The following is a 20,156-nucleotide window of genomic DNA, read 5'->3' as shown; positions in this document are numbered from 1 at the left end:
GCATATGGGCGTTCAGTGGCTCCCGCGGGGCACGAAATAGAGATCGATCAGAAGGGTTTCACTTGCCTTGCCGGGGTCAGCCAACCGGCGTTCGAGCAGATCAATGACCTGAATGACCGCCTCATCGATGGGATTGTTCACCGTGCTCAGGTTGAAGGTCGGCCATCGGGCCATCTCGATATCGTCAAACCCGACAATCGACAGCGCACCCGGCACATCCAGGCCCATTTCGCGCGCCGCGGTCAGCGCACCAATTGCGCTGGCGTCATTGGCACAGACCAGCGCATCCAGACCGTTTCCCCGCAGCAGGGTCATCGACGCCTCATACCCGGCCTCGACGGTAAACTCGCCTGCCTCTTCCGCAATCAGCGGCAGCCCGGCCCGATCCAGACCCAGTCTGCATCGGCCGGTGTACGGGGAACCCGACTGGCCTTCTTGCGTTTCCTGTCCTGCGTAATGCGCTCGTTGTTGGAATACTGCCGGACCTTGATGGCTGGCGTGCCTTGCCGTTCGTGCGCGTTGTTGATTACCGCTCGTGCCGGAGTGACAATTTCTCGCCACCATGTGTCGGTCCCAGCACGTGGTTTCAGCTTTGGTCCAAGTGACTTCAAAAATTGCCCAGCGATCTGAGTCAGCGGTTTAGAGCCAATTTCAGCGACTATAAGCAGTAGCTGCTCGGCTGCTTTTGGGTTGGCGAAATGCAGCCTAGCTTAGTTCGTGTGTAGGACCTTGCTTTTACCCAGCTGAGCTTTTTTGGCTAGCATTAAGACCGATGCATTAAGCTGGGATCGGTACAGCTCTGACTATTGCCATATCTTCGGGAGAGAGCTCAAAAAGCGAGGTTATCGCCGAGGACAATCTGGTCGCTATGGCCGCACCGGCTGACCGCCCGTATCCCTACGAGATCCTCGGGTTGCAACCCGGCGATCCCTTGGACGACATTCTTGCCGTCTACGCAGAACGCAGCGACGCTGCTCCAACAAGCGAGAGTGAGGTTTTGCGGGTGCAGTCGCCAGGCGGCAACGTCTTCGAGTTCACCTATCAGCTCTTCACCCGGATTGGTGATGTCGGCGTCAACGGACGCCTCGCGGGAGCCGCGCAGGATCAGGTGACCGCAAGACTGGCATCCGGTGTGATGGAACAGCGCCCGATGGCAATCCATCGCAGCATCCGTCAGCCGAGCGATGAACTCCCCGAGCCACTGGCCTTGAGAGCACAGGTCGAAGAAACCTATGGCCCGCCCTCTCGGGTCACGATTGACGGACCCGAGATGATCCTGACCTATGCCTGGAGCACGGACGGCTTCATTGCCGATTTGGACGCGGTCGGCTCCATTACCCATGAAGAAACAACGGCCTCCGGCGGAAAGTTGACGACAGAATATGAGCTGTGCGGCCCCGCGCGGCACTATCGCAACGACGTCGAATATCGCTTCGAATGCCCACGCGAAAAGTTGATCAGACCGGGGTGCCTTGCGACCTTTGTCGTCCGATACCGAGGCGAACCCGGCATGACGTCCATCAGCTTCTCGCTAGAAGATTATGAGCTGGCCCGTCAGCACACGACTGAGTTGGACCGTCAAATTGTCGAAGCTCTGACAGGCGAAACCGTCGAAGCCTCTGAAATGGACCTTTGATGTGGATAGCCAAATGACCTTGGAGCCGCTATGAGGTGCGCATGATCAAACAGCGCAAACATATCACCCAGATTTAGCGCCTGCATTTTGGCGGGCGGCTATGAGCCGTTCGCCTCTGATGATCATCCCATCTCCGCACTATCTCTGATGCCGCCGCCGTAGGGCATGACGGAGTTAGAGAAATGACGAATTGGTACACGGCAGACACCCATTTCGGGCACGAGAACGTCATCAAGTTCTGCGACCGCCCGTTCCGCTCGGGCAACCATATGGATGCGGTTCTGATGCAGAACCTCTGGGCCATGGTTGGCCCCAAGGATGCGCTTTGGATTATCGGTGACTTCGCCTTCGGTCAGAAAGCCAAAGACACTGAATGGCTGGGCAAGCTCTTCGGTAAGCTGCCCGGTGCGGAAAAACACCTAGTCGTCGGTAACCATGACCTGGCCCCTACACTGGCACTGCCCTGGACCAGCATTCAACACCTAGCAGAGGTCCGCGACGGCCCACAGAACCAGGCGCATACTCTGTGCCACTATCCTATGATCACCTGGAACCACGCGCGCCGCGATGCGCTTCAGATATTCGGCCATGTCCACAACAATTGGCGCGGCTCACGAAACAGCGTCAACGCGGGCGTCGATGTCTGGGATTACATGCCCGTGCGGTTCGAAGACATCGCGCACCGCGCCAAGACGCTGCCCGTGAACAAGCATTGGGCCGATGTCGAGCACAACGCGAAGGAGATATGAAGTGACTCGTTCATTCAGAAAGACACCTATCTGCGGGATCACCAAGGTGACCAGCGACAAGGCATTCAAAAAAGCTGAGCACAAGCGCGCCAGACGCGCTCTCAGCGCAGTTGATCTGGAACTCGAGGAAGCTCCGGCCGAGAAGTTGTTTGGCAATCCCTGGGGGGCTCCCAAAGATGGCAAGCAGTGGATCGATGCTGAGCGGTTCCCAGAAATCTTGAGAAAGTAAGACTGATAACTTCTTTGCACCCGATGCTGCTTATGCCGTGCCTTGATGGCGCGCCATCGACAACGCAATTACTGATAATCAAAGCCCCGGCGCTGAAGGCAACGACTTTGATGCGTTGGCTATTGGCGTCTTGTCATTTTGTTTGGAACGCTCTTGCGCTGTGGATCGTCTCGTCAGCCAGCCCGCAAAAGCTGATTTAGTTCGGACTGTTGTCGCTCCAAATTGTTCAAACGTTTCTCTAAGTCGTTCGTGAACCGTTCGAATTCTCGTTGTAAATTCGTGAACTCGCTCGGCGAAGCGCCCGCACTCTTCAAACCAGCTTCGAAGGTTGCGTTCAGATCTTCGACAGCGCGCAACAATGCTGTCTCGAAGGGCGTCAATTGATGGTGTGACATAGCTCACCTCGTTCTGGCTGTTTCGACGCAGACTTCGCCACCGCCTAGATTGATCGCCCACCAGTCAGGCGGACCGCCGCGGGCATATAGATCAATGTACTCACCTAACCCAAGAACCTGAGCAAGCCGTTCCAGCGAATGCCAGATCGCACAAATCCTGCCGTGGAGGAAATCTGACGGCTGGCAGTTATCAATAGCAAACGTGAGGTATTCCACTGCTCCTTTGGAAAGGCCAAGCGAGACCCTGGCCCGTTTGAGAAGCTGTTTCAATTGGTAAGGTGCGATATCGGCGGGCAAGCCGCTGTGTGTCGGCCGTGCAGTCATGATGCACCGCCCAATTGCAACGTCTTGCCTTGAATGATGGTTGCTTCCAAGGCTGTGCTTAAGGTAACCTCATAGAGAAAGCTGGACGCTTTTGCTATAGATCTGATCCCGGTTTCGGTTGCCGCCGAGCCGGGATTTTTCCGTTTATGGGGACTCCAAAATCTCCTGCCTGGCGGATCAGCCTGTACGGGTTTTGTACCGGTGTTCTTTACATGTTCCCGTACAGAAGCTGCAAAATCCTGCACGATGTTGCTAAGCGGGTCACCAAATAATCCGCAAAACACTGATTTTATTGGAAGTCTTGGCGACCCCGGCAGGATTCGAACCTGCAACCTGCCCCTTAGGAGGGGGCTGCTCTATCCAGTTGAGCCACGGGGCCGCGCAAGGCCCTCTGTAACGCGGTTTTTTTCGGTTGTCATGAGTTTTGCACAACAGTTGTAAAACGCGTCCTGTTCACGCTACCATCGGGCAAAACAACTGCGCAGGTGCTCTCCGTGACAACAGAAACAAAACGCCCGCTTACCCTTCGTGATGTCTCGGAAGCGTCCGGAGTATCCGAGATGACGGTCAGCCGGGTTCTAAGGAACCGGGGCGACGTGTCCGACGCCACCCGCACCCGCGTTCTGGCCGCCGCGAAAGAGCTAGGATACGTGCCCAACAAGATCGCCGGCGCGCTTGCCTCAAGCCGGGTCAACCTGGTCGCGGTGATCATCCCGTCCTTGTCTAACATGGTGTTCCCCGAGGTTCTGACCGGCATCAATCAGGTGCTGGAAGACACCGAGTTGCAGCCCGTGGTCGGCGTCACCGACTACCTGCCCGAGAAGGAAGAAAAAGTTCTGTACGAGATGCTCTCGTGGCGGCCATCGGGCGTGATCATTGCCGGGCTGGAACATTCCGAGGCCGCCCGCGCCATGCTGGATTCCGCCGGTATTCCGGTGGTCGAAATCATGGACACCGATGGCAAGCCGGTGGATGCGATGGTCGGCATTTCGCACCGGCGCGCCGGGCGCGAGATGGCCGAGGCGATCCTGAAGGCGGGATATGAACATATCGGCTTCATGGGCACCAAGATGCCGCTGGACCACCGTGCTCGGAAACGGTTCGAAGGCTTCACCGAGGTTCTGGGCAAAAACGGTGTCGAGATCGAGGATCGCGAGTTCTATTCCGGCGGCTCGGCCCTGGCCAAGGGGCGCGAGATGACGCAGGCCATGCTGGAACGCTCACCCGATCTGGATTTCCTGTATTATTCCAATGATATGATCGGTGCTGGCGGGTTGCTGTATCTGCTGGAACAAGGCATCGACGTGCCGGGGCAGATCGGTCTGGCCGGGTTCAACAATGTTGAGCTGCTGCAGGGCCTGCCCCGCAAACTGGCCACGATGGATGCCTGCCGGTTGGAAATCGGACGCAAGGCGGCCGAAATCATCGCCGGACAACTGGCCGAACCGGAAGCCGAGATCGATACCCGCGTCACCCTGACCCCCAAGATCAGCTATGGCGATACGCTGAAACGGCGCTGAACCAGTGGCACTACAACGGCTGGACAACAAGGCGGCCCGTGCTCTGTTCATGGACCGCCATGCGCTGGCCGAACAGCCTGCGGGCGGGTCCAAAGGGGCTGACCTGCTGGATATGATCCATCGGCTGGGTTTTGTGCAGTTGGACAGCATCAACACGGTGGCCCGCGCCCATGACTTGATCCTGTTTTCGCGCCGACCGTCCTACCGTGCGAAAAACCTCAAACACCTGTACGAGCGCGACAAGGCGCTGTTCGAGCATTGGACTCATGACGCCGCAGTCATTCCGATGGAATTCTACCCGCACTGGCACTTACGATTTCAGCGGGATGCCGATCTGCTGAAATCCCGCTGGAAAAACTGGCGTCGGGACGGGTTCGAACAGCGATTTGCATCCGTCCTTCAGCATATTCGCGACCATGGGCCAGTGTCTTCTTCAGATGTGGGCAAGGATGAAAAGAAAGGGTCCGGCGGCTGGTGGGACTGGCATCCCTCCAAAACCGCGCTGGAATTCCTGTGGCGGTCGGGTGCGCTGACGGTGATTGGCCGCAGCGGGTTTCAGAAACGTTATGACCTGACCGAGCGGGTGATCGACACCCATCTGTGTCCGGGCAATATGACCTGCGACGCCGAGGCAACCGTGAACTGGCTGTGCAATGCCGCGCTGGACAGGCTGGGCTTTGCCACCTCCGGAGAGCTGGCGGCCTTCTGGGATACGGTGAGTGTGGCCGAGGCGAAGAAGTGGTGCGAAAAGGGTCTAACACAGGGGTTTTTGGAAGAAATAGAAATCACCTGTGCCAATGGGCAAGTGCGGAAATTGCTGGCCCGGCCCGGCCTTGCCACCGCTGACCTGCCCGCACCGCCGGGGCGCATCCGGGTGCTCAGCCCGTTTGACCCGATGCTGCGCGATCGCAACCGGGCCGAGCGACTGTTCGGCTTCCACTATCGGATCGAGGTTTTCGTCCCTGCCGCCAAACGCATCTATGGCTATTACGTCTTTCCCCTGTTGGAGGGCGACCGGTTTATCGGCCGCATCGACATGAAGGCCCAACGCGATCGGGGCGTCCTGCAAGTCAGCGCGCTGTGGCCGGAACGGTCCGTGCGCTGGTCCGAGGCCCGAACCCGGCGACTGCAATCGGAACTGGATCGGGTCCGTCGTTTTGCCGGGCTGGACGGTGTGGAATTTGCGAAAGACTGGCTGAAAGACCCCAAATAGGGTCTATTCCGCATCTGCCAGCGTCAATTGGATCGACTGCAGCCCATCAATGCCGCCCTCGATCACATCCCCGGCCTGCACTGCGCCAACACCGGCGGGCGTGCCGGTCAGGATCAGGTCTCCGGGCCGCAGGTGGTAATAGCCAGACAGATGGCTAATGATCTCGTCAATCTTCCAGATCAACTCATTCAGCGTTGCATCCTGACGGACCTCGCCATTCACGCTCAGATGGATGCGGGTGTCATCCGTCGGCGACCAGTCAGCGGCACGGGTCAGCGGCGCAAAAACCGCTCCGGCCTCCAGATCCTTGCCCAGATCCCAGGGGCGCTGCTTGTTGCGCTCGCGGATTTGCAGGTCGCGGCGGGTCATGTCCAGCGCACAGCCATAGGCGTAGACCGCGTCCCAGGCCTGCGCACGGGTGGCGCGGAATGCGGGTTTGCCGATGGCCACAGCCAGTTCCATCTCGTGATGAAAATCCCCGGTGCCCGGCGGATACGGCACGGTTGCCCCACTCAGGACCGCGTTTGGCGCGGATTTGGTGAAATAAAACGGAGCCTCACGATCAACCTCGTGCCCCATTTCGGCCGCGTGCGCCGCATAGTTGCGGCCGACACAGAAAATCCGGCCCACCGGATACGCCGCCTGCTGCCCCTGAACCGGAATTGCAACCGGCTCGGGTAAAGAAAACACAGTGTCTGGCATCGCGGCCCCCTTTTGTTTCAGCCAGCCCGCATCTTAGTGCCGCAATCGGGCGGTACAAGGCACCCGGTGCGACAACGATCCGGTAACATGCTGCAAGAATCGCAAAAACCCGAACACGGCCCGATCACAATCCGGACGCCCAGCCTTGGAAAACACCGCAACAGTTCTAAATTGAGCAATGGCAGAGCGAAAGGCGCCGGTAAATCGGGGTTCGGCGCGCTCTGGCCACCGCTCGCAAGTACGACGGGTAAACATGCATCCGTCTGGACGTGAAGACATCCCGTAAGCCCGCGAACCAAGCGGTGTTATCGGATGCGAATACTTCGGAGAACTACGGCCAAAGACTTTACCCCCAAAGACTTTGCGCCAGAGAGCCGGTTTATTTCGAACCGGCACGTTTTCTGAAGCGCAGGCCGGACCGTCGGAACCTATTCGGCGCAACCGGCCTCGGGCCAGGCCCATAATCCAGTACATGTCTGGCCACCCCGCCGGAGAGAATGCCTACCTCCGGCGGGGTTCGATTGTGGGGTGTCACGTTTCCAGGTTGCGCAGCTCAGTCAGCAGATCCAGCAGCGCCTCATGCCGATCCGGGCCCAGCTTGGTACGCAAATCCTCGGCCAGATGAATGGTCACCTGAATGTTGTCATGGATAATCTGCTTTCCCCTGGCCGAGATGTCGACAATCTGCCTGCGCTTGTCGCCGGGGTGGGTTTCCCTGACGATCAGCCCCTTGGCCTCAAGCTTTTGCAGAATGCGGGTGAGGCTGGGCAACAGCAGGCACGCCCGGTCCGCGATATGGGTCGGCTCTTGCGGGCCTTCCTCGTCCAGAACGCGCAACACGCGCCATTGCTGTTCGGTTACACCGGCATCCGCCAGCATCTTGCGAATGGGTCCCATGACCCGTTCCCTGGCCCGAAGAAGTGCAATGGGCAACGAACGTGACGTCAATGGTACTTCATTGGTCATAAGGAATTTTCACCGAATTCACGCGATACTGCAACGGGCCAGTCTATTCCTCGTTGTAATGTTACCTGTTGCCCTTATTAGAGTCTTTCGAGTTGGCGCGCTTTGGGTCAGTGCAATTCAAATTTAGTAAACATAGCAATTAATATTGACCTTTGGCGCTGAATAGCCATGACTGGCACAATGAAGAAATTCAGCTCGGGGAAAACCCGGGTCTGACAGATATCCGAGGTTTGGCATGAAGTGGGACGAGTTCACCGACTGGGGTAAGAAAATATCCGAATGGGCGCAGGATTACCACCTGACCGTGGGGGACAAACCGGTACGCGCCCGGACCGAGCCGGGCGAGATTCTGGACGCCCTGCCCGCCCATCCCCCGGAACAGGCACAACCGATGGAGGATATCTTTCGCGATTTCGAAGATATCGTGATGCCCGGGATCACCCATTGGCAGCACCCCCGGTTTTTTGCCTATTTCAACGCGAACACGTCGCCCCCATCGATTCTGGCCGAGTTTCTGACCAGTGCCATCGCACCGCAATGCATGTTGTGGCAGACCTCGCCCGCGGCGACCGAGATGGAAACGCGGATGATGGATTGGCTGCGTCAGGCGCTAGACCTGCCCGAGGAGTTTACGGGCGTCATTCAGGACTCTGCCTCGTCTGCGACGCTGGCGGCGGTGCTGACCATGCGGGAAAAGGCATTGAACTGGCACGGGAACAAGCAGGGGCTGTTCGGACAGAAGCCGCTGCGCGTCTATTGCTCGGCCGAGGTGCATACTTCGGTGGATCGCGCCATCTGGGTGGCCGGAGTCGGCCAAGACAATCTGGTGCGTATCCCGATCAAAGGCGACTGGCGCGGCATGGATCCCGAGGCGCTGGAAACGGCGATTCAAGCTGATTTAGACTCTGGTCTACAGCCCGCGGGCATCATTCTGTGTGTCGGAGGAACCGGTACCGGGGCAACCGATCCGGTGGATGAATGCCTGAAGATCGCGCAGAAATACGGGCTGTATTCCCATGTAGACGCGGCCTGGGCCGGGTCGGCAATGATCTGTCCGGAATACCGCCACTATTGGCCCGGGATCGCGCAGGCTGACAGCATCGTGTTCAACCCGCATAAATGGCTGGGCGTGCAATTCGACTGCTGCGCGCATTTCCTGAAAAACCCCGACGATCTGGTGCAGACACTGGCGATCAGCCCCGAATACCTTAAGACCCACGGCAAGGACGGGATCATCAACTATTCGGAATGGTCGGTACCTCTGGGCCGCCGGTTCCGGGCGCTGAAACTGTGGTTCGTATTGCGCGCCTATGGGCTCGAGGGGTTGCGCGAACGGCTGCGCAACCATGTGAACTGGTCCGTGGACCTGCATGACCGGCTGGCGACCGCGCCGGATTTCCAGATTGTCACCCCGCCGATGTGGTCGCTGTGGACCTTCCGCTACACGCCTGCAGGGCATACCGATCTGGACGATCTGAACTTGCGCCTGGTCAATGCGATCAATGATGATGGCCGCATCTATCTGACCCAAACCCGCGTCGATGGCGATCTTGTGATCCGCTTTCAGGCCGGTCAGTTCGAAACCACCGAGGATGACGTTCGCATGGCCTATGATGTCATCACCGAAATCGCCCGCTCCCTGTCATAGAGGTACTCAAATGACTGCGCCCATAAACTTGTTCAAACAGGCTCTAACCAAAGGAAACCGCCTAATTGGCTGTTGGAGCAGCTTCGCCGAGCCCGTCGCGGCCGAAATCATGGGCACCGCCGGGTTCGACTGGCTGGTGATCGACGGGGAACACGCGCCGAATGACATCCGTTCGCTGCGGGATCAGTTGATGGCGCTGGCCGCCAGCCCCTCGCACCCGGTGGTGCGCGTGCCTGTGGGTGATACGGCATTGATCAAGATGGTGCTGGATATCGGCGCACAAACCGTTCTGGTGCCGATGGTCAACAGCGCCGAACAAGCACGTGAACTGGTGCGGGCCTGCCGCTATCCGCCCGAAGGGCTGCGCGGTGTCGGTGCCGGGGCCGCGCGGGTCACAGGCTATGGCTCGGTCGCGGATTACATTCAGACCGCCGATGAACAGATTTGCTTGCTGGTGCAGGTGGAAAACCGCGCCGGGATGGCGGCATTGGACGATATTCTGCAGGTCGAGGGCGTCGATGGCGTGTTCATCGGCCCTGCGGACCTGTCCACCGATATGGGCTTTCAGGGCAACAGCGCCGCCCCCGAGGTGCGCGCCACCATCGCCGATGCCATCACCCGGATAAAAGCGGCGGGCAAAGCGCCCGGCATTCTGGGCACCAATGATGAGGCCAACCAAGCCTATCTGGACATGGGCGCGCAATTTCTGGCGGTGGGGATCGACGTGATGCTGCTGGCGCAAGCCGCGCGGGCACTGGCGGCAAAATGGAAAGCGAAATAACGCCCTAACCCTGCATTGCGGCGGCGGCCTGTGCGTATCCCCCCGAGGCGCCGTCGACGAAATGCACATGGTCGTCCCGCATGGCCGAGGGCACAAAGCAGGTCATCATCGCCTCGTCCTGCGCATGCAGCCCATAGCGGACCTTGCCCTGTTCGCGCGCCTGTTCCAGCATGATCCTGATTTGCTTCAGCGTGGCCGGGTCGCAATCCAGCGTCATCTTCAGCCCGTCATCGAACTTGCGGAAATCGGCGTTGCGACTGACCATGTGTTTGTAATGACCGGGATCGAAATCGCCCAACCGCTTGCCGGTTTTGAACAACAGCGCGATCAGCAGGTTTTGCCCCAACAGCTTTATCCTTTGCCCCAGCAAGTTGCGCCCCGCGCGCGAGACACGGGCGTCCAGCTCTACATCCGGCGGCGGCCAGCTGATCGGCGGACCGTTTTCCGGCACCGGGTGGCCTGCGCGTTCCAACCGTTCCGAGGCAGTCAGAACCGACCGCGCCAGATCGGCAAAATCGCTCTCGGTCGCTTTCTGCGTCGGCTGGATCACCAGCGAGACGATCTGACCATGACGCGCCTTGCTGTTGGACCAGCGGCAGGACAGACCGGTCAGATCAGGCAGCGCGCCCGGATCGGCGGGCGGCACCTCGAACGCGCCGGATTTCATCTGCGCTTCGGCCCAGACCAGACCCCCGCCCGAGAACATGGCGTAGTCCACCCCGTCCGAGGGCGCATAGCGCGCCACCCGCAAATCCCGGCCCGCCGAACGGATTTCGGAGACCGGCACCAATGCACCGCGCAGCGCGATCGAGAATTCTTCGTCCGCCCAGCGCCGCAGCTCGGCCAGCACCGTCCGGGCGGTGTCGACGGCGCTTGCGGGGATCGCAAAGCCAGCGCCATCGCCGCCGAAGACATAGGGAAACTCCTGCCCTTTCAGTGCGTTGATCATGGCCGAGATCACCGCCGCGCCCACCATGTTGACGGTTTTATAGCGGCCCTGTGCAATCTCACCGGTGGAATCGACGATATCGGCCACGCCCAGCGCCCAGTCACCCGGCACGGGTGTAAACCGCGCTGGCTGCGCCAGGCTGGTGAAGTCCCGCTGTCGGGGAAGGCTGTCATAAAAGGCGGCCTGTGCGTCTTTCATCGGCACCTCGGGGTGATGGGTATCGCAATAGATAGCCCGAATGTGAACGCTGTCCGGTGAAAACAGTATAGCACACAAGCTTGTGTGGCGCACCGGGACGTGCCAAGCATTTCTGCGCAACTTGGGCAGGAAGGGGCGGTTCATGAAGGCAGGTCTGGCGGTCTTATGCCTGGGCTACGTGCTCAGCCAGTTCTTTCGCGCCTTTCTGGCGGTGCTGAGCGTCGATCTGGGCCGCGATATCGGTGCCACGCCCGAGGATCTGGCCTTTGCTTCGGGGCTTTGGTTTCTGGTTTTTGCCGCCATGCAGCTGCCCGTGGGCTGGGCGCTGGATCAGATCGGGCCGCGCCTGACGGCCGCCGCGCTGTTGCTGATCGGAGGCGCGGGCGGCGCGGCGCTGTTTGCTGTGGCCAGCACGCCGTTTCATGTCGCCATTGCCATGGGGTTGATCGGGGTCGGGTGCTCTCCGGTGCTGATGGCATCGTATTACATCTTTGCACGAGAATACCCGCCCGCGCGGTTTGCGACGCTGGCGGCGGTGATGCTGGGGGTTGGATCGGTGGGCAATCTGGTGGCCTCCTACCCCACCGCGCTGGCGGTCGAACTGATGGGATGGCGCGCGACGATGTGGGTGCTGGCGCTGTTCTCGGGGGCTATTGCGCTGGGCATCTGGGTCACCGTGCAGGATCCCAAACGGGTTGAGACCGAGCACCGGGGATCTGTGCTGGACCTGCTGAAAGAGCCTGCGCTTTGGGCGATCCTGCCGCTGATGCTGGTGGCCTATGCACCTTCGGCCGCGACGCGCGGATTGTGGGCCGGGCCGTATCTGAGCGATATCTTCGCCCTCAGCACCACCCAGATCGGCACCGCGACCCTGATCATGGGGGCCGCAATGATTGCCGGCACCTTCGCCTATGGTCCGCTCGACCGGATGTTGGGCACGCGGAAATGGGTGATCTTCGGCGGCAATGCGCTGAGCACGGCGGCGTTGGTGCTGCTGTGTCTTTGGATCAACAACGCGGTCTGGCTGTCGGTGGTGCTGATGGCGGTGATCGGCTTCATGGGGGCCAGCTTTCCGGTCATCATGGCCCATGGCCGGGCTTTTGTGGCTCCGCATCTGGTCGGGCGCGGCATGACGCTGTTGAACCTGTTTGGCATCGGCGGCGTCGGCATCGCGCAATTCGTCACCGGACGCATCCATGCGGCCACGGTGGACATCAGCCCGACCGCGCCCTACACAGCGATATTCGGCTTTTTTGCGGTCACGCTTGCCATCGGCTGCGTGATCTATCTATTCAGCCGCGACAGCGTCGACTGATGCTGTAACCGTCAGGAGAGCCCATGTCCGACCCGCGCGTCATTGCCCCCAATCTCAAACGCCGGCTTTCGGGCGTGACCGCGACGATTGCCCGGCTGGTGCCTTTGCAAGTGCAATGGATCGACATCGCCGCGACCGGGCCGGGCCTGCCGTCGGACATCCCGCATATCCCGCTGGGCCGCCTGCCCTTTCTGTCGCGAAAAACCCTGCGCGTCTGGCACGCTCGCCGCAATACCGAGATGCTGCTGGGCCTGTTCCTGCGCAACATCCTGCGGCTGCGATTGAAACTGCTGTTCACCAGTGCCTCGCAACGGGCGCACACGGGCTATACCAAGTGGCTGATCGACAAGATGGATGCCGTGGTCGCCACTTCGCGTAAAACCGCCGGATATCTGGAACGGGACGCGCAGGTGATCATGCATGGCATCAACCTACAGGATTTCACCCCGCCCAAGGACAAAGCGGCAGTGTGTGCCCGGCTGGGCCTGCCCGATGGCCTGTTGCTGGGCTGTTATGGTCGCATTCGCCACCAGAAAGGCACCGACGCCTTCGTTGATGCTATGATCGACCTGTGTGGCCGCTTTGACGACGTGCACGGCATCGTCATGGGCCGCGCCACCGAGAAGCACACCGGTTTTTTGACCGAGCTGAAAGACAAGGTTGCCAAAGCAGGCCTGTCCGACCGCATCCTGTTCATGCCCGAGGTCACCGTCGACCAGATCGCCGAATGGTATCAGGTGCTGGACCTGTTCATTGCCCCGCAACGGTGGGAAGGGTTCGGCCTCACCCCATTGGAAGCAATGGCCTGCGGCGTACCGGTCGTGGCCACCGATGTGGGTGCGTTTTCCGAGATTGTCACCGACCTGTCGCTGGGCCGCGTGGTGGAGCCCGGTGATATCCCCGCCCTGGCTGATGCCGCCGCTGAAATGCTGGCCGACCGCGATTCCCTGACGCAATCCGGCGTCGCCGCCCGCACCCATGTCGAGCAGAATTTCGACATCAATGGCGAGGCCAGGACCCTTGTGGCGCTCTACGAGAGGCTTCTGAACGACACCTGACGCCATTTGCCGCGTAAAATCGGTGTCATCGCGGCAAATATACCCCGAAAACCCTTTTTTCTTCGCTGCAACGCGGCTATGAACGCGCGTCCTTAACTTTGGAGACATGAAATGGGCTATCGCGTCGTTGTCGCCGGCGCCACGGGTAACGTGGGCCGCGAAATGCTGAACATCCTGGCGGAACGCCAGTTCCCGGTCGATGAACTTGCCGCCCTGGCAAGCCGTCGTTCGCTGGGTACCGAAGTAAGCTTTGGCGACAAGACACTGACCACCCAGGACATCGACACCTTCGATTTCACCGGCTGGGACATGGCGCTGTTCGCCATCGGCTCGGACGCAACCAAGGTCTACGCCCCCAAGGCGGCGGCAGCTGGCTGCGTGGTGATCGATAACTCGTCGCTCTATCGCTATGATCCGGAGATTCCGCTGATCGTGCCGGAATGTAACCCGCAGGCGATTCACGACTATAAAAACAAGAACATCATCGCCAACCCCAACTGCTCGACCGCGCAGATGGTTGTCGCGCTGAAACCGCTGCATGACCGCGCCAAGATCAAGCGCGTTGTCGTGTCGACCTATCAGTCAGTGTCCGGCGCTGGCAAAGACGGCATGGACGAGCTGTGGGATCAGACCAAAGCGGTCTACAACCCCACCACCGAGGTTGAACCGAAGAAGTTCCAGAAGCAGATCGCCTTTAACGTCATTCCGCAGATCGACGTCTTCATGGAAGACGGCTCGACCAAGGAAGAATGGAAGATGGTTGTCGAGACCAAAAAGATCGTCGATCCGTCGATCAAGGTCACGGCCACCTGCGTCCGCGTTCCGGTCTTCGTCGGTCATTCCGAGGCAGTGAACATAGAATTTGAGGAATTCCTGGACGAAGACGAAGCCCGCGACATCCTGCGCGAAGCACCGGGCATCATGGTGATCGACAAGCGTGAGGCCGGCGGCTACGTCTCGCCGATCGAATGCGCGGGCGATTTCGCCACGTTCATCAGCCGCATCCGTCAGGACTCGACCGTTGAGAACGGCATCAACCTGTGGTGCGTCTCGGACAACCTGCGCAAAGGTGCCGCCCTGAACGCCGTCCAGATCGCCGAACTGCTGGGCCGTGAGGTTCTGAAAAAGGGCTGAGGTCGACTAAGACAATTAGAAACCCCGCTGCGTCCCCAGCGGGGTTTTTTTGTTTCGGCCAGTTGTATCTCGCAAACCTAAAAAACGAAATTGCTTCAACCGGCTGTCCACAGTTTTCCAGCACCTTAGTTTTGCCAGATTGCTCTGGCCTACTGACCGAACTTAGTTGTGGAATTTCATTGTGTTCGGCGATTTGAAATTTTTGACCCGAAAAGAAAACACCAAATTGACTTTGATGCGCGTCGCTGAAGGTTCGGCTATCGTGGCGCTTTTCCTTATTCTGGTCCTTTTGCTCGAAGGGTTGGTTCTGGCGGTTGAGTACCGCAAGGTTGACGTGATCAGCGTGATCCATGTGCCAGGTGCCGATGCAAGTAAAAGGTTGGTGGTTGTCGACCTCGGAGACCGTCACTTTCCAATTCGGACCTCGGACCGGCTTTTGACCGTTGCTCCCGGAAAATGGGCATGTGTCTCAAAACGCCACGTGCTGTTGCGCAGGTGGTACCTCTATAAGCTTGAGCTTCCGGGATATTGCAGAAATGCCCTGCCTGTTGGGTCCTATTCAGGCCCGTATGATCCAAGGTCCCTGCCCCGACGACCTACAACGCCTGCCCCTCCCTATCAAAAAACTGCAGCTTCTCCGGCGCGAAATGCAGGCCAATCTTTGCACCAGCCTTGATCTCGGTATCGCCGCCAAGGCGGACGGTGACTTTCTCCTCGGTGCCGCAATCGACGATGACGAACATGTCGGCGCCCAGGTATTCGACCACCTCGATCATGCCGTCGCTGTGGCCCGCGCCCGGGTCGACCACACTGATGTGTTCCGGGCGGATGCCCAGCATCGTGGCCGTGCCAGTGCGGTTAAACGGACCGCTGCCGCCGTTTTCCAGTTGGAACTGGTCACCTGACACGGTGCAAGGAATGACGTTCATCTTCGGGCTGCCGATGAACTGCGCCACGAACAAGTTGGCCGGGCGTTCGTATAACTCACGAGGCGTACCGACCTGAGCAATCTTGCCGAACTCCAGCACCACAATGCGGTCGGCTAATGTCATCGCTTCGACCTGATCGTGGGTCACATAGATCATGGTGCGGTTGAGGCTCTGGTGTAGCTTGGCGATCTCGTACCGCATCTCGACCCGCAGGGCGGCGTCGAGATTGGATAACGGCTCGTCAAACAGGAACGCGGTGGGGTCGCGCACGATGGACCGCCCGATGGCCACACGCTGCCGCTGGCCGCCGGACAGATCCTTGGGGCGACGTTCCAGATAAGGTTCCAGTTTGAGCACCTCGGCAGCCTTGCCCACACGCTCGGCGATCTCGGCCTTCGGAATACCTGCCACTTTCAGCGAAAAGCCCATATTCTCGGCCACGGTCAGGTGGGGGTACAGAGCATAGGACTGGAACACCATGGTCAGCCCGCGTTTTGACGGCGGGTGATCGGTGACATCCTTCCCGTTGATCAAAAGCGACCCGCGCGAGATATCTTCGAGCCCGCCGATCATCCGCAACAGGGTGGATTTGCCACAGCCCGAGGGGCCGACGAAGACGACAAACTCACCCTCTTCGATCTGCAGGTCGATGCCTTTGATCACCTGCACTTCGCCGAACCATTTTTCGACGGATTTAAGCTCGATGCTGCCCATCAGTTCCTCCCTGCCCAATGCAGCCAGACGGCGGCTGTCCATGTGAACGAATTGCCCCCGGCCGGGCTGCCGGTGATCGGGTCGTAATACTCGGCGAACCCGTGCCCCGCGATCAGACGCGCGGTTTTCAGGCGCAGGGTTTCTGCTTCGACGCCGTGGCCCATTTCCGCCAGTCCGAACCCGGCCAGCATGTTCATGAACGCCCAGGTCGGCCCGCGCCAATAGCGGCGCTCATCAAACTTGGGCATGTTCGGATCATAGCTGGGGATCGGATGCGGCACGGTGATCAGAACGGTTTTCACACGGTCCAACATCTGCGGGGAGTCAATCCCCCCATACCAACACAAATAGCTCGCGTTAGAGACACTTTCGGCCCATTCACCCGTATGCGCATCGCGGGCGTCAAAGGCGCCCGGCGCCTCGTTCCACAGCGACTTTGCACCAGCCTCAAGCCGGGCTACATCGGCGCTGAGACCCTCAGCCTCGATCCCAAGTTCCTGGCTGATCGCCAGCAGATCGCGGGCGGCGCGCAGGGTAGTGAAGCTCATTGTCGGGTCGGCCACGCGGAACGGGTTGAGCTCCAACAGTTTCTGCTGATCCCAGCCGACCTCACGCCCGATCTGCACCAGTTTGATATAGCGGTCATAGTCGTATTTGGTGGGCCGGTCGGCACTGTTCACATGGCTTGTGTCCCGGCGCTGATATTCACCCACATCCGAGGCGTCGATCCTCGCCATCGCACCATCCCAATCCGGCGCATTGTCACGTCCGGCCTCCCAGGGATGGGTTGTGCAGACGGCACCGTGTTCGTCCAGACGCCATTTCATGAACCAGCGATGCCAAGCCAGCATGGCCGGGAACAGGGCGCGAATGCGCGCCTCACCCGCCGCGCGGTCCTTGTCCCAGACCCGCCGTGCCATGGTGGCGGCCAGCGGCGGTTGGGTTATGCCCGAGGACGCAATCGGTCCGGTGCCGCCCCAGACATCCGGCCCGGGAAAATACCCCGGATCGGGCTTGTGGAACAGGATATGGGGCACCATGCCGTCCGCCCACTGGCCCGAAAACAACGTCTCAAGCTCGACCCAGGCGCGGTCGATGTCGAACTCGGCAAAGCCCAGCGCCGCAACGGCACTGTCCCAGTTCCACTGATAGGGGTAAAGGCCGCTGGTCGGGATCGTATAGCCGCCCCGGTCATTGGCGATCAGGATGTTGCGGGCCGATTCACTCGGCGTCGTATAGTAGTTCATGTCTGTCATCCTTTGACCGAGCCAGCCGTCAGGCCCTTGGTCATGAAACGTTCAAGCCCCAGGAACAGGGCCATGATCGGAACGGTGGCTATCACCGCCCCGGCCATCAGATGTTGGCGGGGAATTTCCGAGGAATTCAGCATCGTGACACCTCGGGTCAGGGTGAATTTCGACGGGTCGTCCAGCAGCATGAAGGCCAGCAGGAATTCATTCCAGGCGATCATGAAGACATAGAGCGACACCGACGCCAGCGCCGGCAGGCTGAGCGGCAGGGTGATCTTCCAGATCACTGCCAGCCGTGACAGGCCATCCATCAGACCGGCCTCTTCGACTTCGGTCGGCAAGCCGCGGAAGTAACCTTGCAGCATGTAGAGCGCGACCGGGATCGTTGTGACCGGGTAGATCATCACGATGCCAAGGATCGAGTTGCGCAGACCCGTCAGCGAGAACGCGATATAGATCGGCAGCGCCAGCACGATCATCGGCACCATGTAGATCAGCAGAACCGAGCGTGAGAACGCCTTTTGCCCCTGAAACCGGAACCGCGCCACCGCATAGGCGCCGGGGACGCTGAACAGCAGGGTGATGAACACGGTCAGGACCGAGACATAGAAAGACGTCCACAGGTAGCTGCCGAAATTGAAATCCCGGAACAGTTCCGTGTAGCTGCGGAACAACGCCGCGCCCTGGCTCAGATCAACCGAGAAATCCAGCGGGTTCTGCAACAGCGCCTGCTGCGATTTCAGGCTGGTCATCACCATGACATAGAAGGGGATGAGCACGATGGCCGTGAAGAAGATGTAACCAAAGCCGGTGCAGAAGCGGATCACTGCGTCTTCGAATTCATGGCGGGTCAGTTCCGCAAAGGGCAGATCCCTGAGGATCTCGGCCAGTGACAGATGTATCACCACGGCGACCGCAATCACGGTGATCAGAACCGCCTTAAATGTGGTGTCCGACCCGATCAGGACCGGGCCAAAACCGGTCAGGCAGGACAGGCCCAGCAGGGCCGCCACGCCCAGACGGGCAGGCGCAAGGCGGGCGGGAAAACGAACATAGACCAGCCCGGCCACTGCGCCCCAGATCAGGCCCAGCAGGACCTGCGGGCGGAAGGCCGCGCCGGTGGCGAAGGACATGGTGACCGCGATGGTGGTGGCGATCACCACCATCCACAGCGCGCCCAAAACCGGGCCGGTGATATACCCTTTGCGCATCACAGGCCCTCCTCGCGGCTGATGAAACGGAAGAAGACAAAGCTGAAGGCGATCAGGCACATCAGGATCACCACGGCCACCGCCGCGCCCGCCCCGATGTTTGAGACTGCAAAGGCCTGTTCATAGACATTCACGGTCAACGTGCGGGTGCCCGCATTGCCGCCGGTCAGCAGGAAGATGTCGTCGAACTTGTTGAAGGTCCAGATAAAGCGCAGCAGGAACAGCACCGACAGGATGCCCAGCAATTGCGGGATGCTCAGCAGCCAGAATTTCTGAAACGGCGAGGCGCCATCCATATCCGCCGCCTCATACATGCTGCTATCGATGGACTGCATCCGGGCGAGAATGAACAGGAAGGACAGCGGGAAATAGCGCCAGATCTCGAATACGGTGACCATGATCAGCGCCAAGGGGCGTTCCCCGAAGAAGTTGATCGGTTCACTGCTTAACCCCATCTGCACCAGCAGCGCATTGGCCGAGCCCGAGAACGGGTCAAACAGCGTAACCCATGTAAAGGCTACTGCAATAACGGGGGCAACGTAGGGAAACAGGTAGAGGCCGCGGATGAAGCCTTGCCCCTTGAAGCTTTTGTTCAGCAGCAGCGCGGCAAACAGCCCCATGACCAAAGCGCCGATTGTGCCAAAGACGGTATAGAACAGGGTGACCCCAAGCACGCCCCAGAATTCATCGCCGTCAAATACACGGGCGAAGTTTTCCAGGCTGAACTCGAAATTGGTCAACACGCTGGGGCCGCTGCCGGTCACGTCGGGCTCGGATTCTTCAACCAATTCCTCGAACGCATCCGGGTCGCCATCGACCTCGATCGGAATGCGGATACGCTCCCGCTGACCGCCCTCAAGGGCGCCGAAGTCGCAAAACAGATTCTGCCCGTTCAGAACACAGGGCGCGGCGACCTCTCCGGCGATCACGCCGTCGGGCAGCACGTCACTCAGGGTCACGCCGTCGATGGCGATTTCCTGGCTGGAGTTGCGCAGGCGGTATTCGATCCGCAGATCGTCGCCCGATCCGCGCAGGCTTTCACGGACAACCGGCGCAGGGGGGCGCAGGTCCGAGAGGGTAAAGGGCTTGAAGCTGATCCAGATAATTGCCAGCAGGGGCAGGATCACCACAAGCGACACGCTGATCACGGTCGGAGCCAGCAGCGCCCAGGCCAGACGCGCCTCGCGTTTGGCAAGCGCCCCGGTTCCGGTCGGTGGGGTGGCCGAAGACATGGG

At 59.8% G+C, this 20,156-nt stretch carries 19 protein-coding genes and 1 tRNA gene; 10 read left to right on the top strand and 10 right to left on the bottom strand.

The features are described from left to right. Window positions 1-12 precede the first annotated feature (12 nt). Window positions 13-564, bottom strand: coding sequence for a substrate-binding domain-containing protein (locus ACR0DO_RS08175; protein WP_480557795.1), 552 nt, complete (start codon window positions 562-564; stop codon window positions 13-15). A 304-nt stretch (window positions 565-868) separates the two neighbouring features. On the opposite strand from ACR0DO_RS08175, the gene ACR0DO_RS08170 reads away from it, so the two are divergent. From ACR0DO_RS08170 to ACR0DO_RS08160, 3 genes are all read left to right on the top strand, one after another. After that, window positions 869-1,636 carry a hypothetical protein gene (locus ACR0DO_RS08170; RefSeq protein ID WP_480557793.1) on the top strand — a complete coding sequence of 256 codons (768 nt, stop codon included), beginning with the start codon at window positions 869-871 and terminating at the stop codon, window positions 1,634-1,636. 182 nt (window positions 1,637-1,818) lie between these two features. Further along, window positions 1,819-2,385, top strand: coding sequence for a metallophosphoesterase (locus tag ACR0DO_RS08165; RefSeq protein ID WP_480557791.1), 567 nt, complete (start codon window positions 1,819-1,821; stop codon window positions 2,383-2,385). A gap of 1 nt (window position 2,386) precedes the next feature. Continuing rightward, window positions 2,387-2,614 (top strand): hypothetical protein, encoded by a 228-nt coding sequence (locus ACR0DO_RS08160; protein ID WP_480557789.1) that lies wholly within the window; start codon window positions 2,387-2,389, stop codon window positions 2,612-2,614. 398 nt (window positions 2,615-3,012) lie between these two features. On the opposite strand, the gene ACR0DO_RS08155 is transcribed toward ACR0DO_RS08160, so the two are convergent. Beyond that, the gene (locus ACR0DO_RS08155; RefSeq protein WP_480557787.1) at window positions 3,013-3,333 is read right to left on the bottom strand and encodes a hypothetical protein; all 321 of its coding nucleotides are present in this window, start codon (window positions 3,331-3,333) and stop codon (window positions 3,013-3,015) included. A 302-nt stretch (window positions 3,334-3,635) separates the two neighbouring features. Next, window positions 3,636-3,712: transfer RNA gene (locus tag ACR0DO_RS08150), tRNA-Arg, on the bottom strand. Window positions 3,713-3,827: 115 nt separating this feature from the next. Between ACR0DO_RS08150 and ACR0DO_RS08145 the strand changes: the two genes are divergently transcribed. Both ACR0DO_RS08145 and ACR0DO_RS08140 read left to right on the top strand, forming a co-directional pair. Then, window positions 3,828-4,853, top strand: coding sequence for a LacI family DNA-binding transcriptional regulator (locus ACR0DO_RS08145; RefSeq protein ID WP_480557785.1), 1,026 nt, complete (start codon window positions 3,828-3,830; stop codon window positions 4,851-4,853). Between the two features lie 4 nt (window positions 4,854-4,857). Next, the gene (locus tag ACR0DO_RS08140; RefSeq protein WP_480557783.1) at window positions 4,858-6,066 is read left to right on the top strand and encodes a winged helix-turn-helix domain-containing protein; all 1,209 of its coding nucleotides are present in this window, start codon (window positions 4,858-4,860) and stop codon (window positions 6,064-6,066) included. Window positions 6,067-6,069: 3 nt separating this feature from the next. On the opposite strand, the gene ACR0DO_RS08135 is transcribed toward ACR0DO_RS08140, so the two are convergent. Further along, window positions 6,070-6,768: a fumarylacetoacetate hydrolase family protein gene (locus ACR0DO_RS08135; RefSeq protein WP_480557781.1), complete on the bottom strand. Its 699-nt coding sequence runs from the start codon at window positions 6,766-6,768 to the stop codon at window positions 6,070-6,072. A 531-nt stretch (window positions 6,769-7,299) separates the two neighbouring features. Beyond that, the gene (hpaR, locus tag ACR0DO_RS08130) at window positions 7,300-7,734 is read right to left on the bottom strand and encodes a homoprotocatechuate degradation operon regulator HpaR (RefSeq protein WP_480557779.1); all 435 of its coding nucleotides are present in this window, start codon (window positions 7,732-7,734) and stop codon (window positions 7,300-7,302) included. 235 nt (window positions 7,735-7,969) lie between these two features. On the opposite strand from hpaR, the gene ACR0DO_RS08125 reads away from it, so the two are divergent. Both ACR0DO_RS08125 and ACR0DO_RS08120 read left to right on the top strand, forming a co-directional pair. Next, window positions 7,970-9,382: a pyridoxal phosphate-dependent decarboxylase family protein gene (locus ACR0DO_RS08125; RefSeq protein WP_480557777.1), complete on the top strand. Its 1,413-nt coding sequence runs from the start codon at window positions 7,970-7,972 to the stop codon at window positions 9,380-9,382. A gap of 10 nt (window positions 9,383-9,392) precedes the next feature. After that, window positions 9,393-10,163, top strand: a complete 771-nt coding sequence (locus ACR0DO_RS08120; RefSeq protein ID WP_480557775.1) for an HpcH/HpaI aldolase family protein — start codon at window positions 9,393-9,395, stop codon at window positions 10,161-10,163. A gap of 4 nt (window positions 10,164-10,167) precedes the next feature. Here the strand turns inward: ACR0DO_RS08120 and ACR0DO_RS08115 are convergent, their stop codons facing one another. Then, window positions 10,168-11,310, bottom strand: a complete 1,143-nt coding sequence (locus ACR0DO_RS08115) for a DUF3095 domain-containing protein (protein WP_480557773.1) — start codon at window positions 11,308-11,310, stop codon at window positions 10,168-10,170. Window positions 11,311-11,452: 142 nt separating this feature from the next. Between ACR0DO_RS08115 and ACR0DO_RS08110 the strand changes: the two genes are divergently transcribed. The 3 genes from ACR0DO_RS08110 (at window position 11,453) to ACR0DO_RS08100 (ending at window position 14,817) form a co-directional block, all read left to right on the top strand. Further along, on the top strand, window positions 11,453-12,625 hold the full coding sequence (locus ACR0DO_RS08110; protein WP_480557771.1) for an MFS transporter: 1,173 nt from the start codon (window positions 11,453-11,455) through the stop codon (window positions 12,623-12,625). A 23-nt stretch (window positions 12,626-12,648) separates the two neighbouring features. Continuing rightward, complete coding sequence (locus tag ACR0DO_RS08105; RefSeq protein WP_480557769.1) at window positions 12,649-13,683, top strand: glycosyltransferase family 4 protein; 1,035 nt, start codon at window positions 12,649-12,651, stop codon at window positions 13,681-13,683. 111 nt (window positions 13,684-13,794) lie between these two features. Further along, window positions 13,795-14,817, top strand: a complete 1,023-nt coding sequence (locus ACR0DO_RS08100) for an aspartate-semialdehyde dehydrogenase (protein ID WP_480557767.1) — start codon at window positions 13,795-13,797, stop codon at window positions 14,815-14,817. A 596-nt stretch (window positions 14,818-15,413) separates the two neighbouring features. On the opposite strand, the gene ACR0DO_RS08095 is transcribed toward ACR0DO_RS08100, so the two are convergent. Genes ACR0DO_RS08095 through ACR0DO_RS08080 form a run of 4 tightly spaced genes read right to left on the bottom strand, consistent with a single transcriptional unit; the run spans window position 15,414 to window position 20,153 of the window. After that, complete coding sequence (locus ACR0DO_RS08095; RefSeq protein ID WP_480557765.1) at window positions 15,414-16,460, bottom strand: ABC transporter ATP-binding protein; 1,047 nt, start codon at window positions 16,458-16,460, stop codon at window positions 15,414-15,416. Continuing rightward, window positions 16,460-17,707 (bottom strand): MGH1-like glycoside hydrolase domain-containing protein, encoded by a 1,248-nt coding sequence (locus tag ACR0DO_RS08090; RefSeq protein ID WP_480557763.1) that lies wholly within the window; start codon window positions 17,705-17,707, stop codon window positions 16,460-16,462. The genes ACR0DO_RS08095 and ACR0DO_RS08090 overlap by 1 nt, the downstream gene beginning before the upstream one ends. A 5-nt stretch (window positions 17,708-17,712) precedes the next feature. Continuing rightward, window positions 17,713-18,921 carry a carbohydrate ABC transporter permease gene (locus ACR0DO_RS08085; protein ID WP_480557761.1) on the bottom strand — a complete coding sequence of 403 codons (1,209 nt, stop codon included), beginning with the start codon at window positions 18,919-18,921 and terminating at the stop codon, window positions 17,713-17,715. Beyond that, window positions 18,921-20,153 (bottom strand): carbohydrate ABC transporter permease, encoded by a 1,233-nt coding sequence (locus ACR0DO_RS08080; protein WP_480557759.1) that lies wholly within the window; start codon window positions 20,151-20,153, stop codon window positions 18,921-18,923. The genes ACR0DO_RS08085 and ACR0DO_RS08080 overlap by 1 nt, the downstream gene beginning before the upstream one ends. Window positions 20,154-20,156: the final 3 nt, after the last annotated feature.

Source organism: Ruegeria sp. AM9 (genome assembly GCF_056540565.1).
Note: the sequence above shows the minus strand (reverse complement) of the source record. Positions and strands in the feature narration are given on the sequence as shown.

Coding starts and splice junctions, on each gene's coding strand:
- ACR0DO_RS08175 (WP_480557795.1), bottom strand. CDS start 564: ATGGTGGCGAGAAATTGTCACTCCGGCACGAGCGGTAATCAACAACGC.
- ACR0DO_RS08170 (WP_480557793.1), top strand. CDS start 869: ATGGCCGCACCGGCTGACCGCCCGTATCCCTACGAGATCCTCGGGTTG.
- ACR0DO_RS08165 (WP_480557791.1), top strand. CDS start 1,819: ATGACGAATTGGTACACGGCAGACACCCATTTCGGGCACGAGAACGTC.
- ACR0DO_RS08155 (WP_480557787.1), bottom strand. CDS start 3,333: ATGACTGCACGGCCGACACACAGCGGCTTGCCCGCCGATATCGCACCT.
- ACR0DO_RS08135 (WP_480557781.1), bottom strand. CDS start 6,768: ATGCCAGACACTGTGTTTTCTTTACCCGAGCCGGTTGCAATTCCGGTT.
- hpaR (WP_480557779.1), bottom strand. CDS start 7,734: ATGACCAATGAAGTACCATTGACGTCACGTTCGTTGCCCATTGCACTT.
- ACR0DO_RS08125 (WP_480557777.1), top strand. CDS start 7,970: ATGAAGTGGGACGAGTTCACCGACTGGGGTAAGAAAATATCCGAATGG.
- ACR0DO_RS08120 (WP_480557775.1), top strand. CDS start 9,393: ATGACTGCGCCCATAAACTTGTTCAAACAGGCTCTAACCAAAGGAAAC.
- ACR0DO_RS08115 (WP_480557773.1), bottom strand. CDS start 11,310: ATGAAAGACGCACAGGCCGCCTTTTATGACAGCCTTCCCCGACAGCGG.
- ACR0DO_RS08110 (WP_480557771.1), top strand. CDS start 11,453: ATGAAGGCAGGTCTGGCGGTCTTATGCCTGGGCTACGTGCTCAGCCAG.
- ACR0DO_RS08105 (WP_480557769.1), top strand. CDS start 12,649: ATGTCCGACCCGCGCGTCATTGCCCCCAATCTCAAACGCCGGCTTTCG.
- ACR0DO_RS08100 (WP_480557767.1), top strand. CDS start 13,795: ATGGGCTATCGCGTCGTTGTCGCCGGCGCCACGGGTAACGTGGGCCGC.
- ACR0DO_RS08095 (WP_480557765.1), bottom strand. CDS start 16,460: ATGGGCAGCATCGAGCTTAAATCCGTCGAAAAATGGTTCGGCGAAGTG.
- ACR0DO_RS08090 (WP_480557763.1), bottom strand. CDS start 17,707: ATGAACTACTATACGACGCCGAGTGAATCGGCCCGCAACATCCTGATC.
- ACR0DO_RS08085 (WP_480557761.1), bottom strand. CDS start 18,921: ATGCGCAAAGGGTATATCACCGGCCCGGTTTTGGGCGCGCTGTGGATG.
- ACR0DO_RS08080 (WP_480557759.1), bottom strand. CDS start 20,153: ATGTCTTCGGCCACCCCACCGACCGGAACCGGGGCGCTTGCCAAACGC.